The organism is Pseudomonas sp. GM60 (assembly GCF_000282415.1).
Taxonomy (GTDB): Bacteria; Pseudomonadota; Gammaproteobacteria; order Pseudomonadales; family Pseudomonadaceae; genus Aquipseudomonas; species Aquipseudomonas migulae.
Map to the genome: position 1 here is coordinate 35,506 of NZ_AKJI01000086.1, position 14,443 is coordinate 49,948.

The window sequence follows — 14,443 nt, forward strand, 5'->3', positions numbered from 1 at the left end:
CCACAGCGAATTCTTGGGCCACGAGATATCTAATGGCCAATCTGATCTGGTAGGTTACGACGCTCACAAGGATTTTTGACAGGAGGTCATGGTGGCTAAGCCACCAGCGCGGAAAAGTGATCCATACAGTTGCCCTCTGCCGGGGCACGGTACCAACCCTATAGCATCAGGATCCTCTGACGTATTCTTCGACGGTCTTCCCGCAGCGCGTCAGGGCGACGCCTGCACTTGCGGTAGTGCGCTCTCTTCAGGGCTGTCTGCGACTGTGTTCATTAACGGCAAGAATGCGGCGACCATCGATACCGGAGGCACCCACGGCGGTATCGTGATTGGTGGTTCGAGTACAGTCATAATTGGCGATACACATACACCCTGCGAGTTTGTTCCTCCTACGCCGTTAACGGGTTTCGCGAGCTGGATCGGCTTCAGAATTCCTGCTGATGAAAGCTATGAAGGCTTATCGTGCTCCGCGCATTTTGAGGATGGGTCATCACTGCCAGGTGTATTCAATAAAGACAACGCCATTAAGTTCTCGAATCCGTCCGGCCAGACTTGCGTAATGCTTAAGTTTGAAGAGCAAGCATCCGCAGAAGCTCCCTCTCTCACCGAGAGCCTATTGAACAAAATTTTAGGATAAGGACCATCCTATGACAGAGCCGTACATTGTCACCGGCAGCTATGTCGTCCAGCGTGAGCACGCCTTGCAAGACTCACCCCTCGACAGGGCGTTAGAACTGTTGGAGGGTTCTGCGCTGAGATTTTCACTGGATGCAATCTCTGATGAAAAGATCAGATCGAGCTATACCAAGAATATCAAACGCATGTCTCAGCAAGTCCGAGATGACGTGAAAGCGGGAAGGGTTTCGGCGCAAGAAGGGGTGAAGTTCAGTCATGAGATGCGAAACAAAATCATGATGGAGCATCGCAAATTCACTTCAGCGCAGGGTCTGGCGATAGTTCAGAGGAAGAAAAAAGAGGGGAAGGGACTCAAAACTCTTTTGGATATACATTCTGAAAACTTGTTTCAGAAGGGTTACGACAGCCTTTCAGAAGTAGAAAAGAACAAAGTTCACTACGCTATCCTGGAATCTTCCGGCCGTGATAATGCGAAATTCACAACCGGCACCAAAAAAATGCTGATCATGGGCAAGCTTGGTGTTCTCGTGACGGCGGCTCTTGCAACCTATCAAATATTGAATGCTGACAACAAACCCAAAGAAGCAGCTCGCCAGGGCATCATTGTCGGTGCTGGTGCGGTCGGCGGTATCCTTGCGGGGATGGGCGTTAGCGCATTGTGCGGCCCTGCCGCCCCCATTTGTGCAATAGCAGTTGTCTTGGCAGGGACGATCGCCGGTGGTGTCGCAGGTGAAGCGGTGGCGAGCTCACTGGACGAAGAGTTAGAGGAGCTCACAAATTGGGACATCTTCTGACTGAACCACTACTGACAAAAGTCAGAGCCGCACTTTCCGAGCCATTCAATGATTTTCCCGTCGAATATGACTATTTGGCGAGTAAGGTGAGAGGCGTCGCCCCTGAAATCCTTTACACGATCCTCTATTCAGAGGTCGCGCCGGTGTGCTTCACCAATCTCGTAGCAGCCGTGCCTCCGGTATGGACTGGGTTCGACCCCGACATACTCCGAGAATCAATAGAAGAAAGGCTGGCAGCTAGAGAACGTAGCTGGTTTCGTCGGCAGTTCGATAAAGTGCTGGTTCGCTGGCTGGAATACAACTACGCCTACATCTGGAAGGAAATCGCCAGTAGGCTTTGAACCCAAAAAGCACAATGGACTGGCGACTCGCGAACATTAGGAAACCCTGTGACCACTTCTGGCTGTTTCTGCTTATATTGATTGGCAGCTTTTGGCCGACTGCTGCCCGTCGAAGCCTGCGATCTGATTTGTTATGCCCAGTTTCCAATGATGAGCGCCGCAGGGTAAGTACAGGCTCGCTCTGGTCCGTCTGTATGGACCACTTCCGATAGTGTAGTGTTGGAGTTACAAAGGATGTTCCAGGCTTTTCGTTTCTTCCCAGGATGGATGTTTACCCAATGCTCAAGTTCAATGCTCATCTCGGTTTTCAATTCAATGAGTTGCCTTTTCTTCAACGCATCGAAGCCGCCGACGCTGCTGGATTTCGGGCGGTAGAGTTTCCGTCACCCTATGAATTCGACGCCAGTCTCCTGGCTGACCACTTGGCTCAATACGCTCTTCCTCTGATTCAGTTCGCCGCACCTGCGGGTGTCACCAAAGGCATTGCTGCCCTGCAAGGCAAGAAAGAAGAGTTTCGCGCTGGCCTGGTCCAGGCCGCCAGTTATGCAAAAGTGCTGGCTTGTTCGGATGTCCACATCATGTCTGGCATTACGACTCAGGATGAGGCTGCGCTTATCTTCGGCAGCAACCTGGAGTATGCAGTCAAGTACTTCGAAGATCAGGGGTTACGGCCCCTTATCGAAGTGATCAGTTCGAAGGAGATGCCGGGCTATTACATGTCTGACTTCAGCAAGGCGCAACAGGTGCTGGAGACTTTCCCGAGTGTTGGGCTGATTCTCGATCTTTACCATGCCCAGCTTTTGACCGGAGACGCAGCAGATGTTCTGGCTCGATTTCATGACCGAACCGTCCATGTGCAAATTGCTGACTGTCCGGGTCGTCACGAACCGGGAACGGGGAGCATCAACTTTGCTGCCTTGTTCGCGGCGCTGGAGCAGCGTGGCTACCCTGGATGGATCGGGTGTGAATACCGTCCTTCCGGCTCTACCGTTGCGAGCCTTGATTGGATTAAGCAGCTAAGTGCTTAGCGCTTGCGGGCACGAGTTACCCTGATGCACCCTCAGGGTGGAGAAATTTGAAAGGCGCTTGATGGCCAATACCCGTCGGTCGTTGAGGTCCGCGATGCGATGGTCCGTACCGACGGCAATTGATCCATTGCTAGTCGTGGCTCTGATTATGAGAAAACACTTTTTGAATGCCCGGCAATAGACTGGGTTTTGCGATGAGTGTGCTGCAACTATGCGTAACTACTTGTATCCTTATTCAAGTAGAGCACAAACAGCTGCCGTTATGGCCTTGGTCCAATAGTAGCTGGAACGGAAAACTGGACTTTCCATAAGGTAGTGACGTGAGGCGTGATACCCACCTGGTTGTGCTTTTGCTGTTGTTTATCGGCTGTTCCCTGGCGTCACTGACTGTCTGGAGGATGCTGGCCTCCCGAGATCGAGCGTTGGAGGAAGTGAACGTCCACGGGTTGAACCTTACCCAGGCGCTCGCTACCTACTCCGAAGGCATTGTCCGCCAAAGCTCCTTGCTCTTGCTCGGGCTTGTCGAACGTCTGGAAACTGAAGGTAGTGGCCCCGTACAGATTCAGCGGCTAAGTGCGCTGGTCAATCGCCAGCAGCCCCTGATGCCACAGCTCAGTGGTATCACCATCTACGATAATCAGGGACGCTGGTTGATGTCCTCTAATCGGCCGATTCCAGTCGGAGCGAACAGCAGTGATCGTGCCTATTTCATTCATCATCGCGACGATCCGTCCCGTGAGACCTTTATCGGTCCGCCAATCCAAAGCCGCTCCAATCAGGAATGGGTGATCACCGTCAGCCGGCGCTTCAATGATGCTCGCGGAGAGTTTGCCGGGGTGGTGGCGGTAACTTTGGGGATAGAAAACTTCCTGCGGCTGTTTGGAACGATCGACGTAGGGCAGGAGGGGGCCATCGGGTTGTCCTATACCGATGGTACGTTGTTAGTTCGCTATCCTTTCCGCGAGCAGGACATGGGGCGCAACTTTTCGAAGTCGCCGATCTATGCGAAACATCTTGTGGACCGATCTGTCGGCACTGCGTCGTTTACCTCTAGCCTAGACGGCGTGGAGCGGCTCTATGCGTTCCGAAAGAGTGACAAGCTGCCGCTGATAACTACCGTCGCTCTTGGGAAGCGTGAAGCGCTTGCTGCGTGGCGAATGGAGGCACTGCTGTCGGCAGTAGTGGTGACTGGTCTACTGGGGCTCACGGGGCTCATCGGTTGGTTTTTGATCCTGGATATCCGTCGCCGAACCAAGGTAGAAGGTCAGTTGAGGGGCACTCAGCAGCAATTGCTCTCATCGAATCGGCAACTGGAGCTACTGGCGATGAAGGATGCCCTAACCGGTTTGGCAAATCGGCGCCTCTTTGATGAGACATTGGCCATGGAGGCGCGACGAGCACAGCGGGAGGGGACGTCTTTGGCACTACTGATGATTGACATCGACTATTTCAAACTGTTCAACGATTCCCATGGGCATGTTGCTGGCGATTTCTGTCTGCAGAGCGTTGGTAAGGTCGTGGAGGAGTGCGTACGCCGACCATCGGATCTAGTGGCGCGGTATGGTGGTGAAGAGATGGGCGTAATCATGCCAAATACGGACATTGATGGTGCGGAGGTTGTGGCGCAACTGATCCTGGGCCGGTTGAAACAAGAGAGCATTTCCCACGAAGCCAGCCCATTGGGTCGAGTGAGTGTAAGTATAGGAATTGCCGCTGCCGCTGGCTCCCGATTAGACCAACTGCAAGGTTTAATCGAAGCCGCAGATCAGGCGCTGTATAGCGCCAAGGCACTTGGACGAAACCAGTTTGTGAAGCACTGTAAAGGATGAGGGTTCGCAACTGGAATCGCCTATCAAATTGAATCGCGGATTATTTGTTCCGCAATTTTCCGTTCTGTTTGATTCATCGCCCATATCAACCTAGATTACCGACGGTTATAGGGATGCCTTGAAATTCCGCTTCTGGCCGGACACAGACGGTCTAGTATCAACTGTCGCGGTTAGTGGTCAAACTTCCGTTTGTTCCGCCATTTCCAAGGCATCATCGACCTCGATTCCCAGGTATCTGACAGTGCTTTCAAGCTTCGTATGACCAAGCAGGAGTTGCACCGCTCTAAGGTTCTTCGTCCTGCGATAGATCAACGAGGCCTTGGTTCGCCGGAGCGTGTGAGTACCGTACATGGTGGGGTCCAGGCCAATGGCTGTCACCCACGCTTTGACTATTCGAGCGTATTGCCTGGTGGAGAGATGGTCTGAGCCGTGCAACCGGGGCGGAAACAAGAAGTCCTCGCTGCGGAGGCGGGCCTGATGCATCCAAGCCTCCAGATCCGTTCGTGTTTGCTCAGTGATTTCAAATTGCACTGGATGGTTGGTTTTCTGCTGCATTACGATGGCCCGTGACAATGCATGTTCCCCATGGGCGATGTCTCGGACTCGCCGCTTGGTTAAGTCACAGGCCCGCAGCTTGCTGTCGATGGCCAAGTTGAAGAGCGCCAGATCCCGTATCCTCTCCGCGAGCTGGAGTCTGACCCGGATGGCCCAGATATCTCTGACTCGGAGCGGGGCTTCTGCCCGACAAGCTTTCCCTTGTTCCAAGGCTGATGGCTGTATGTAGCAAAAGTGTTCATGGCTTGTCCTCCACGTTGAGGGAGGACAAGGCTGGATCAGTCAGGGTGCGAGGTCGCTATCCGACCCATAGCAGACGTTGCAGCACGTCGAATACAGAAAGCTCAGCGTCTATATTTCAGCGCCTCGACCAATGCAGAAAAGGCGGGAGACGCCTGGCGTCTGTTGGGATAATACAAATGGTAACCCTGAAACACAGGACACCAGTCGGCCAGGACTTCTTTGAGTCGGCCGTCGGCCAGATACGGTGCGACCAATTCCTCTGGTACGTACGCCAGACCTACGCCATCAACGGCGGCATTGAGAACATGCATGATGCTGTTGAAAACGAGTTGCCCATCTGCCTTGACCGTAAACGCCTGGCCATCTCGTTCAAACTCCCAGGCGTAAATCGCCCCTGATGGCCTGTGTCGAATATTGACGCAGTCATGGGCAGTCTGTTGACGCCGATGCCGAATTGCCCCACGTGCCGACGCAAGACTGACCCATCTTCAAATCCGCACAAATCCAGCACAGGTATTGGTTCGCGAGGAATCAGACTGGGTCAGTGACATCTCGGTAACTGGTTCAATTCAGCGTCGGCGCCAACAGGTGTTGGCTTTGGTGACGTGCGAACGCTCATTTTTGAAGGCTCGCCATTCGCTGCGCAATGCATTGCCGGCTGGGCAGCGGTATTCCTCGGCCTCTTCATTCCAGTGGAAATCATTACTCGAAAAGCTGTCGTTCTTGCGCTCAGTTTTGTCCCACACCGGCACATGTGGCTCGATGTCTGATGATGCCAGTGCCGAATTGACCCACGTGCTGACGCCAGGGTGACCCACTTCCAAATCTGCACAAGTCCAGCAAAGGCAATGGTTTGCTAGGATCAGACTGGGTCAGTGATATCTCGGCATTGGATCAATTTGGCATCGGCGTCAACAGGCACTGGCAGCTAGGGCTCCGGCGATAAAGCCGGTGTAGTTCTCGGTGTACCAGCCATGGCGCAAGAGGGTGAATTCAATCCCCGACGCTTTAAGTTCGGCTTCCGTTTGGCGGGGCTCCTCGGCGAGTCTCAACGACGAGGTATCTGCATGCAAAAGACTCGTGTAAGCCTCTGGGGCAGGTCGGTGATCAGTCATTAGGCAAGTGCAACTGCACTTCCATGGCGTCATGAAGGAGTCTGACGACCTCGATCACGTCGTCGTTTGCCACACGATAGAACACTATATGGCGTGGGCTTTTGACCGTCCCATGCGGGTGTTTGGCCTGCTGGCGTGAACAGGTGAGGTGATAGCTGCGAAGGCCCGGTGCAAGCTCATCGCGGTCGTGGCTGCCAATGCGATAAGGCGTGCCGGCAAGAGTTTGCAGCGCCGCGAGGATCAGCGCCTGATAACGCTGGCGTGCTTGATCGCCGAACTGCGTCTGGGAGAGCCTGAGGATGTCGACAATGTCGGCGCGCGCTGCGTTGGAAATCCGATACTGCGGCATGCTCAGTGTTTCTCTCTCGCGGGGAGGGTTGCCTCCAGGCTCAAGCCCTCAAGGTAGTGCTCCAGATCCCCTTCGTTCCGCTGAGTAAAGCGCCCGTGCTCAAGGTCCATGATGCCGATCGAGGTCGCCTGACGCAGGGCCTCAATTTTGGCGGTGTCTTCGGCGACGCGCTGTTCCAATAGACGTAAACCTTCTCGCATCACTTCGCTGGCATTCTGATAACGGCCGGACTGCACCAGGTCATGAATAACCTGTTCCTGGTGAGGGGTGAGCACAACGTTTCGCGTCGCCATAATTAGCTCCAGCTCTGGGCAAACAGGTTCTTTCGAACATTGGCATATTATGCCATTTTGCCGGCGAACACATAGTTTGGGATTTGTATCTGACGAACTGTGTCGTACGGGGGGGCATCCTTCGCGCGCGAACAGCGCGTGCTGGCTCCGGATTGCATGTGCACAGAGTCCAAAAAAGGGTGTTGCAGGCGGACGTCGGGGACAGCTTGATTAGTGTGGGCCTTGGGCCCTTAGCTTGGCCAAGCCCTGCTTGATGTGTCCGGCGTTCTCACCGATCGTGTGAAGCGCGCCGCGGACATTGTCGCCAGTATCCGTCGCACCTTGGCGCTCGACCCTCAAGGTCAACTCCATCACGGCCGCCTCTAAGGCCAGCTGGTTTTGGTATAGACGTTCGAGGACATCCGGTAGTGAGTATTCGGGGGAGGGCATAGCTTCGACTCCATTCGAGAGAGTGGAGAGCTTAGCAGCCGGAATGTCTGACAACAAAAAAACCGCGTATGGCGGGCTCTCTGTATGGGGTCAAATCCTTTTGTTCGTTCAATCTGCGCTCCGTTCTGTGAGCACTTCGTGAAAAGCATGTTGCTGGAACGAAAAAACCCGACACTTAGTCGGGCTCCCTGTCGATGGGGCCAAATCCTTTTGGCTGACCGCATCGTGCTTGGTGGGTGTGACGAAGGCATGACAGGGCGGATACGAAAGCGCGGGCAAAAGCCCGCGTAAGGCGGGCCTCTCCATGAGGATTGATCGGTTATCGGTTAAACCGCTCAACCAATGAGTATTGCGTGGACGCGGTCTTGGTCAGTTCCTTATTCAGATCTGCCGATTGGTGCGCCTGTTCCGAGGTTTGATCGGCCAAGTGGGCGATCGTGGTGATGTTTCGGCTGATTTCCTCGGCGACGGCAGTTTGCTCTTCAGTGGCCGCGGCAATCTGGGTGGTCATGTCGGTGATGTGGGAGACCGCTTCGCTGATGCCCACCAATGCCTTGTCTGCCTCAAGTACCCAGATCACGCCTTCTTGGGCCTGACGATGACCGCTCTCTATGGTCTGCACGGCATTGTTGGACGACGTCTGGAGCTTGGTGATCAGGTCATGGATCTGGGTGGTGGATTACGAGGTGCGTTGGGTCAGTTGGCGAACCTCATCGGCCACGACAGCGAAACCCCTGCCCATGTCGCCGGCGCGCGCTGCTTCGATGGCGGCATTCAGTGCCAGCAGATTGGTCTGATTGGCGATGCCTTTGATCACGTCAACGACTGTCCCTATTTCGTTGCTGTCCCTGGCCAGCTGTGCAACTGTCAGACTTGTCTCGCCGACAACGGCGGAGAGGCGCTCGATAGCCTCTCGGGTGTCTCGGGCCACATCGCGGCCGCGACTGGTCAGCAGGTTAGCTTGTTGGGTGGCATCAGCCGTACGCTGGACGTGGCTGAGGCTCAATCTGCCTGTACCGATCAACTATGATTTTTCGCTGGAGGATCACGTTGAGGGTAAACATGCGGAGCCTCGATTCTCTCCTTGAGCTTGGCAGCAAAGTCGTGAGCATTCTGTTCATGCCGGAACTGAACTCGTCTGATGCCAAACATACAGGCCAAAGAGCTTCGCTTTGACTGGACAGGTGCTCGATTTTCACTGACCTGATCATGTCTCCAGGGCGCGATCCAAGGGTTAAAAGTGGATTTCAGCAGTCTTGAGGCCCAGGTCTCGAAGCTCGGCGATCAGGTCATCCAGATGCCCGAAAGACTCGACTTCCTCGTTGTCATCAACCAAGAAATAGCTTCTCCCGGCGTCCTTCTTGAAAAACACGATCCACTCCTTGGGGTTGGTCGGGTTTGCGATCACATGGGTGTCAAAGGTCACGCCTTCGGCGTGTTTGCTTTTCACAGCTTTACGATTCATGTCAGTCACCACGCTACACGCGCTCTCAAGATTCTCTATTTGCAGTGCATGCCCGCCCAGCTCCATCTGAACTTTCTCTATACACATCTCCAGCCGCCCGAAGCAGTGGATCAAGGGCATTTCAATTATCACTGTATGTTAATATTATGCACATGCATCCACTGAGGAGCTAGCCATGATTGCGATAGGTGAGGCATGGAAGGCGGGGTTGTTGGGGAGAGAGCACTGGCTCCGCAACTTGGTGTCTGGCGTGATCGTCGGGGTCGTGGCGCTCCCTCTGGCAATGGCGTTTGCCATTGCATCTGGCGTCAAACCTGAGCAAGGGATCTACACCGCAATCATCGGTGGTCTGCTGGTTTCACTCTTTGGCGGAAGCCGCTTGCAGATTGCCGGACCGACAGGTGCGTTCATCGTGATTCTGGCGGGGGTCACGGCCAAGCATGGTGTTGACGGTCTGCAAATCGCTACGATGATGGCGGGGGCCATGTTGTTATTGCTGGGAATGGCCCGCCTCGGTGCAATCATCAAGTTTATCCCCGACCCGGTGATTGTCGGATTCACTGCGGGCATCGGCGTGATCATCTGGGTTGGACAGTGGAAATACTTTTTCGGTTTACCGAAGATCAGTGGAGAACATTTCCATGAAAAGCTCTGGCATTTGCTCCAGGCACTCCCGGATCTTCACATGGCCACGACCCAGCTGGCGGTACTTAGTCTTTTCTTGGTCATCACCGCGTCCAAGTTTCCCGGACTCAAACGGGTACCTGGCCCATTAGTCGCAATGGCAGTAGCTACGGCGATACAGTCAACCTTTCATTTCGAGGGGGTAGCCACGATTGGCAGCGCATTTGGGGGCATACCTCAAGGCCTTCCAACGTTGAGCCTGCCTGAAATCACGTTGTCTCGCGTTATCGATTTGATTGGTCCGGCGTTCACTATTGCCATGCTTGGAGCAATCGAATCACTGCTGTCCGCAATGGTGGCCGATGGCATGGCGGGCACTAAGCACGATTCCAATCAGGAGCTGATCGGTCAGGGAGTGGCTAATCTGGTCACGCCATTGTTTGGCGGTTTCGCCGCTACTGGAGCCATTGCCCGTACTGCAACCAATATACGTAACGGCGGCACGAGCCCGCTGGCTGGCATTACGCACGCGGTTACGTTGGTACTTATTATTCTGTTTCTGGTGCCTCTGGCCTCAAACATCCCACTGTGCGCCCTGGCCGCCATTCTTTTCGTGGTCGCGTACAACATGAGCGAGTTGAAGCACTTCAAACGCATGGTCCAGCGGGCCCCACGCGCAGACGTAGCTATTCTGCTCATCACTTTCAGCCTCACCGTGTTCAGTGACTTGGTGATCGCCGTGAATATCGGCGTGATTCTTGCGATGCTGCACTTCATGCGCCGCATGGCCTCATCTGTGGAGGTGCAACAGGTAATCGAGCACGAGCTTGAAGAAGAGCTGAGGGCCAATGGGCACACTTGCCTGCCGCCAGGGACATTGATTTATACGATTGAAGGGCCATTGTTCTTTGGCGCGGCTGAGACCTTCGAGCGCGTCTTGGCACAGACCCATACCGATCCACGTCTTCTGATTATTCGCTTGAAACGTGTACCGTTTATGGATATCACTGGCTTGCAGGTGCTGGAGGAGGTCATTCAGCAACTGCACAAGCGCAATATCGTGGTGAAACTCTGCGAAGCGAACACGAAGGTGCTCAACAAGCTCGATAGGGTGGGAATCTTGCAAGAAATCGGCCCGGAGCATTACCACGCCGACTTCAACACCGCGCTGGCTAAAGCGGTCAGTCTTGCAGAGGGTCCGTCGACCCTCTAGAGGCTTACCGCCCGTGTCAGGTTATGACTTGGTACTGGCGGCATGCTTACTCTTGGTCGAATAGCTGGCGCCGTGGGTGTTCAGGTAGTCACGAATCAGTTGACGGACCACCTGAGAAGGTGTCAGGTCTTGTGCTGCACAGAGTTCCTCGAAGGCTTTTTTCTTGACGGGATCAATGAGCACAGTGAGGCGCGCAGTCTTGCTTTCCATGGGGTATTCAATCGCTCAAGTCGCTAGATGTTAATCAAATTGTAATTGCCTTGTTCTGTGCTGTCACTGTACAGGCAGCGTGTTGCTCGGTACCTCGACTTTACTCATAAGAAAAGATTGGGTTCTCCCGGTGGGGGATGAGCCGGATCTGCTTCGACTCAGCGTGGATAATCCCCATCCGCGAGGAAGTGAGCAAATTTATTCTAAGCTAGCCGACTGACTGCAACGGGTAGACTGTGGTCAATCACGAGCGACCGAATTCTGCCGCTCATGAACGTGCTCGGCGATGTTTGCGCAACTATGAGGACTCAACACTAAAGACACCGACTTAAGAGGGCGGTAAAAAAACAGTCGCAGTACACGCAGGAAAAGACATCATCGATTCTGCTGGCGGATGCTCGTAGGTGGAGGACAACACGGCGCTGAGTCGATCGCCCAACAGATTCCAGGCACACTTCTTCTCTTCGGCATAGTCGTGATGCAGGTAATGGCGCCTGACACGAGAACCCGCCAGCACATGGTTTTGGCAGCGATCGATGACGTCCAGGCTGACCCCCAAAGCCTGCATCATGGTCGCGCCGGTGCGGCGCAGATCATGTGGCGTCCAGTCACCGTTCTGGCCGTCGGCAAGCACCAGCGTGTCGTCGTGACGCCGTCTTGAGAGGGCCTTGCGGTTTTTGAACCGGGCCTGGCGATCGCCGACCTGTTTACTCACTACCTTTAAGTCCACATGCCCATCATCCTGCTTGTTTGGAAAGCACCACTGGGAGTCTCCCGTGAGGGTCTTGAGTTCCTGAAAGAAATGCAGGGCGAAGGGGGAGAGGAAGACATGGTGGTCCTGTTTCTTGCCGCGTGTGCCTTTGACGTTTTCACTGGGTAGGAACCAGGTCTGTCGGTCCAGATCGACATTTTTCCATTCGGCCTGCAGCAACTCGCCAATTCGGCACAAGGTGCCCAGGCTGATCCACAGCGCGAGTTGAGTTTCTTTTTTCAACGGCCGAATGCCATCGTATTTTTGACCAGCGGGGAGGGCGTTGTACTCGAAGGTCATTTGTTGGAAGCGGTTGTGCAATTCCAACAGCTCCGCCGGCGAAAGGATGCGGCTTCTTTCTGCCTCGTAGTCGGCAGGGATCAACGGGGAGATGTCGACCAGTTCAGTCGGATCACCCTCAACCAGTAACACCCGCCAAGGTTGGCGCTTTCTAGCCCAGTTAAACATCTGAGTGAGGTCGGCGAAGAAACTGATGGCTTGTCGGTGAGCGCCGCGGTTGACCACGGAACGGATAAGCGCCCGAACATCGTGTTCGGAGACGCTGCTCACTGCGGTCCTGCCGAGTGCTGGCAAAAGGTCCTTGTTAAAGCGTCGTTGCAACTCGGCATTGCCGTCTTTACGCGCGACGCCATCCAGCAGCCACGCCCTGGCCAGATCCCGGACGGTCAGCGTTTGCACCTTCGTCGTTTTTACTTGTTCGGCCTCTGCGTTAGCCGCGGCGTATGCCTGTGCCTTGGCGGTTTTCTTATGCTCGTTGGGATTGATCTGCTCATCGATGAGCGCGCGGGCTTGGTTACGCGCCTTGCGGATGTCCGTCAGGGATTTGCGCGGCCAGGTTCCACAGGCGTACTCTTTATTTTGGTCGCCCCAGCGATAGCGATAGAAAAAGCTGACCGAAATACCGTCCTTGCGGACTGAGATTCGCCCGGCGAGATTGCCATCCTCCCGGAGGATCCTGCCGGCATCATTGACGGTCAGTGACTCGAGTTCTTTGATGGTAATTTTGGCCATGAAATGGACTCCCCCTACTTTTACCCCCACAAAAACGTCGGCTCTTGATGGACGTTACTGGACTCTTGTAGAGCAGAACATCGCTGGAGCTCAAGTAAATACTAGCTTAGAAAAATCCAGAGTAAAATTGTGGAAGCTTTCAAGAAGTATAAAAAAGGAGATGGGGTGCTAGGGGTCGAGTGTTCGAATCACTCCGTCCCGACCATATATTTCAATGACTTAGCCCAATCTGAAAGGTTGGGCTTTTTCATGTCTAAAAATATTCCCGCATTTTGTGAGTTCACGCCGCTATTGGCCCTTTTCGCGTTGCCTTTGGCACCAATCCTGTCTGATGTTTCTCTCCCTTTTTCGGCTTTTTCGCATGTCAGATTGCCTTGCAAAACGCCCTGTTTTCGAGCGATTTTTCTCCATATGCCGGCCCTTGATTTGGATGAGCCAGACAGCGCTAGGAATGTGGGCCTTGCGCTCTATACCGAGCTGTCATCTTTTCTATTTCAGCATGGATTTCATGTCTGAGTCCTACAGGTTTGAGGACTTCTATGCTTGAGCCTTGACTCAAAATCCAGAGGCGTAAGCCTTGGCTCAAGTGCAGTTCGCAACTCAGATGCCAGCGTTCGGAATCATGGGGGCACAGTTGTTGATTTGGGCTGAGCGAGTTTTCGCTTAGGCGCTGAAACATCTTTTCATCGACCAGCAACTCAAGCTGGATGGGCTGTTCGTCCTCCAGCCCAATCAAGCTTTTCAATGAACGGGTATTGCGGATGTCGTAATCAGCGGGCACTTGAGCAGGCTCAAACCCAGCGGCTTTAGCGGATTTGAAACGGTGTACCGGCCAAGCATAAGGTGCGACCGGGTCTCTGCCGTCAACGACGAGCGATAGGTATATGTTGGCGTCCTGAAAGGACAGTCCTAAAGGAGTCAACCGGTAAGGCTTGGGGTGCAGTGCGCCGCGTGGTTGGTACAGCACATCCAGCATGCTCCCTTCCAGCAAAGCTTCCTGGATAGTTTGAAAGACCTGAGGTTCTACCAGGCCCGGTTGTAAATTCAAGAAGCGAGTGTTGCTGACTACTTTCTTGGTCCAGTCATACATCCGGTGGGAATGTTTGTTCAAAATCGCCTGAGCGTGCTCGTACAACTCCTGAAGATTACCGCCCAGCGTGCGACTGGTGTAGGGGCGGGCGTGGTCGATGACCATGATCAAGTTCATTGCGTCGCTGGGTTTTAGCACAAACCTCGACAATTCCTTGTCGGCCCAGTAGACGTATTCCCGGCCTTCTTTTTTTCGCTTGATACCGTAGCGCTTATCGTCAAGCAGCGCTTTGAGGTTGCGTTGAATGGTCCGGTCATCGACCTCTATCGCCTGGGCTCGAAGTCTTTCTTGGAACTGTGCCACGCGCAGGCCCGACACCGTCGCTGTGCCGCTCAGCGTAGGGATCATGGCGAGGAGTAGATCCAGGCGAAACTTTTCTTCCAAACGCTTTCCTGACATTTGAACTACCCATAGATGGCGACACAACTTGTCGTTCAGAGGGTGGA

At 54.1% G+C, this 14,443-nt stretch carries 13 protein-coding genes and 4 pseudogenes; 6 read left to right on the plus strand and 11 right to left on the minus strand.

Annotated features, from left to right (window positions below):
- The first annotated feature begins 91 nt into the window (after positions 1-91).
- From PMI32_RS29965 to PMI32_RS08625, 5 genes are all read left to right on the plus strand, one after another.
- Positions 92-637, plus strand: a complete 546-nt coding sequence (locus PMI32_RS29965) for a PAAR domain-containing protein (RefSeq protein WP_032828972.1) — start codon at positions 92-94, stop codon at positions 635-637.
- A gap of 10 nt (positions 638-647) precedes the next feature.
- On the plus strand, positions 648-1,430 hold the full coding sequence (locus PMI32_RS08640) for a hypothetical protein (protein ID WP_008032002.1): 783 nt from the start codon (positions 648-650) through the stop codon (positions 1,428-1,430).
- On the plus strand, positions 1,415-1,771 hold the full coding sequence (locus PMI32_RS08635; protein WP_008032004.1) for a DUF7079 family protein: 357 nt from the start codon (positions 1,415-1,417) through the stop codon (positions 1,769-1,771). Before PMI32_RS08640 ends, PMI32_RS08635 begins: the two co-directional genes overlap by 16 nt.
- Before the next feature lie 278 nt (positions 1,772-2,049).
- Positions 2,050-2,799 (plus strand): hydroxypyruvate isomerase family protein, encoded by a 750-nt coding sequence (locus PMI32_RS08630; protein WP_008032007.1) that lies wholly within the window; start codon positions 2,050-2,052, stop codon positions 2,797-2,799.
- A 320-nt stretch (positions 2,800-3,119) separates the two neighbouring features.
- A complete protein-coding gene (locus tag PMI32_RS08625; protein ID WP_008032009.1) occupies positions 3,120-4,628 on the plus strand; it encodes a sensor domain-containing diguanylate cyclase in 1,509 nt (502 codons plus the stop codon).
- A 177-nt stretch (positions 4,629-4,805) separates the two neighbouring features.
- On the opposite strand, the pseudogene PMI32_RS0129025 reads toward PMI32_RS08625, so the two are convergent.
- From PMI32_RS0129025 to PMI32_RS0129045, 8 genes and pseudogenes are all read right to left on the minus strand, one after another.
- Positions 4,806-5,425: pseudogene (locus PMI32_RS0129025) on the minus strand (tyrosine-type recombinase/integrase).
- A gap of 102 nt (positions 5,426-5,527) precedes the next feature.
- A pseudogene (locus tag PMI32_RS29975) lies at positions 5,528-5,860 on the minus strand (LysR substrate-binding domain-containing protein); the annotation flags it as partial.
- A gap of 153 nt (positions 5,861-6,013) precedes the next feature.
- Positions 6,014-6,193: pseudogene (locus PMI32_RS0129030) on the minus strand (IS5/IS1182 family transposase); the annotation flags it as partial.
- A gap of 340 nt (positions 6,194-6,533) precedes the next feature.
- Positions 6,534-6,890, minus strand: coding sequence for a type II toxin-antitoxin system RelE/ParE family toxin (locus tag PMI32_RS08615; protein WP_008032017.1), 357 nt, complete (start codon positions 6,888-6,890; stop codon positions 6,534-6,536).
- Between the two features lie 2 nt (positions 6,891-6,892).
- On the minus strand, positions 6,893-7,183 hold the full coding sequence (locus PMI32_RS08610) for a type II toxin-antitoxin system ParD family antitoxin (RefSeq protein ID WP_008032019.1): 291 nt from the start codon (positions 7,181-7,183) through the stop codon (positions 6,893-6,895).
- Between the two features lie 210 nt (positions 7,184-7,393).
- On the minus strand, positions 7,394-7,612 hold the full coding sequence (locus PMI32_RS30725; RefSeq protein ID WP_008032021.1) for a hypothetical protein: 219 nt from the start codon (positions 7,610-7,612) through the stop codon (positions 7,394-7,396).
- Positions 7,613-7,931: 319 nt separating this feature from the next.
- A pseudogene (locus PMI32_RS0129040) lies at positions 7,932-8,438 on the minus strand (methyl-accepting chemotaxis protein); the annotation flags it as partial.
- Between the two features lie 408 nt (positions 8,439-8,846).
- On the minus strand, positions 8,847-9,077 hold the full coding sequence (locus PMI32_RS0129045) for a hypothetical protein (protein WP_032828974.1): 231 nt from the start codon (positions 9,075-9,077) through the stop codon (positions 8,847-8,849).
- A gap of 175 nt (positions 9,078-9,252) precedes the next feature.
- Between PMI32_RS0129045 and PMI32_RS08600 the strand changes: the two genes are divergently transcribed.
- The gene (locus PMI32_RS08600) at positions 9,253-10,914 is read left to right on the plus strand and encodes a SulP family inorganic anion transporter (protein WP_008032031.1); all 1,662 of its coding nucleotides are present in this window, start codon (positions 9,253-9,255) and stop codon (positions 10,912-10,914) included.
- Positions 10,915-10,935: 21 nt separating this feature from the next.
- Here the strand turns inward: PMI32_RS08600 and PMI32_RS08595 are convergent, their stop codons facing one another.
- The 3 genes from PMI32_RS08595 to PMI32_RS29400 all read right to left on the minus strand — a co-directional run bounded on the left by PMI32_RS08595 (position 10,936) and on the right by PMI32_RS29400 (position 14,381).
- Positions 10,936-11,124, minus strand: a complete 189-nt coding sequence (locus tag PMI32_RS08595) for a ribbon-helix-helix protein (RefSeq protein ID WP_008032032.1) — start codon at positions 11,122-11,124, stop codon at positions 10,936-10,938.
- 328 nt (positions 11,125-11,452) lie between these two features.
- Complete coding sequence (locus tag PMI32_RS08590; protein WP_008032034.1) at positions 11,453-12,907, minus strand: tyrosine-type recombinase/integrase; 1,455 nt, start codon at positions 12,905-12,907, stop codon at positions 11,453-11,455.
- A 445-nt stretch (positions 12,908-13,352) separates the two neighbouring features.
- On the minus strand, positions 13,353-14,381 hold the full coding sequence (locus PMI32_RS29400) for a helix-turn-helix transcriptional regulator (protein ID WP_008032037.1): 1,029 nt from the start codon (positions 14,379-14,381) through the stop codon (positions 13,353-13,355).
- Between the last annotated feature and the right edge of the window lie 62 nt (positions 14,382-14,443).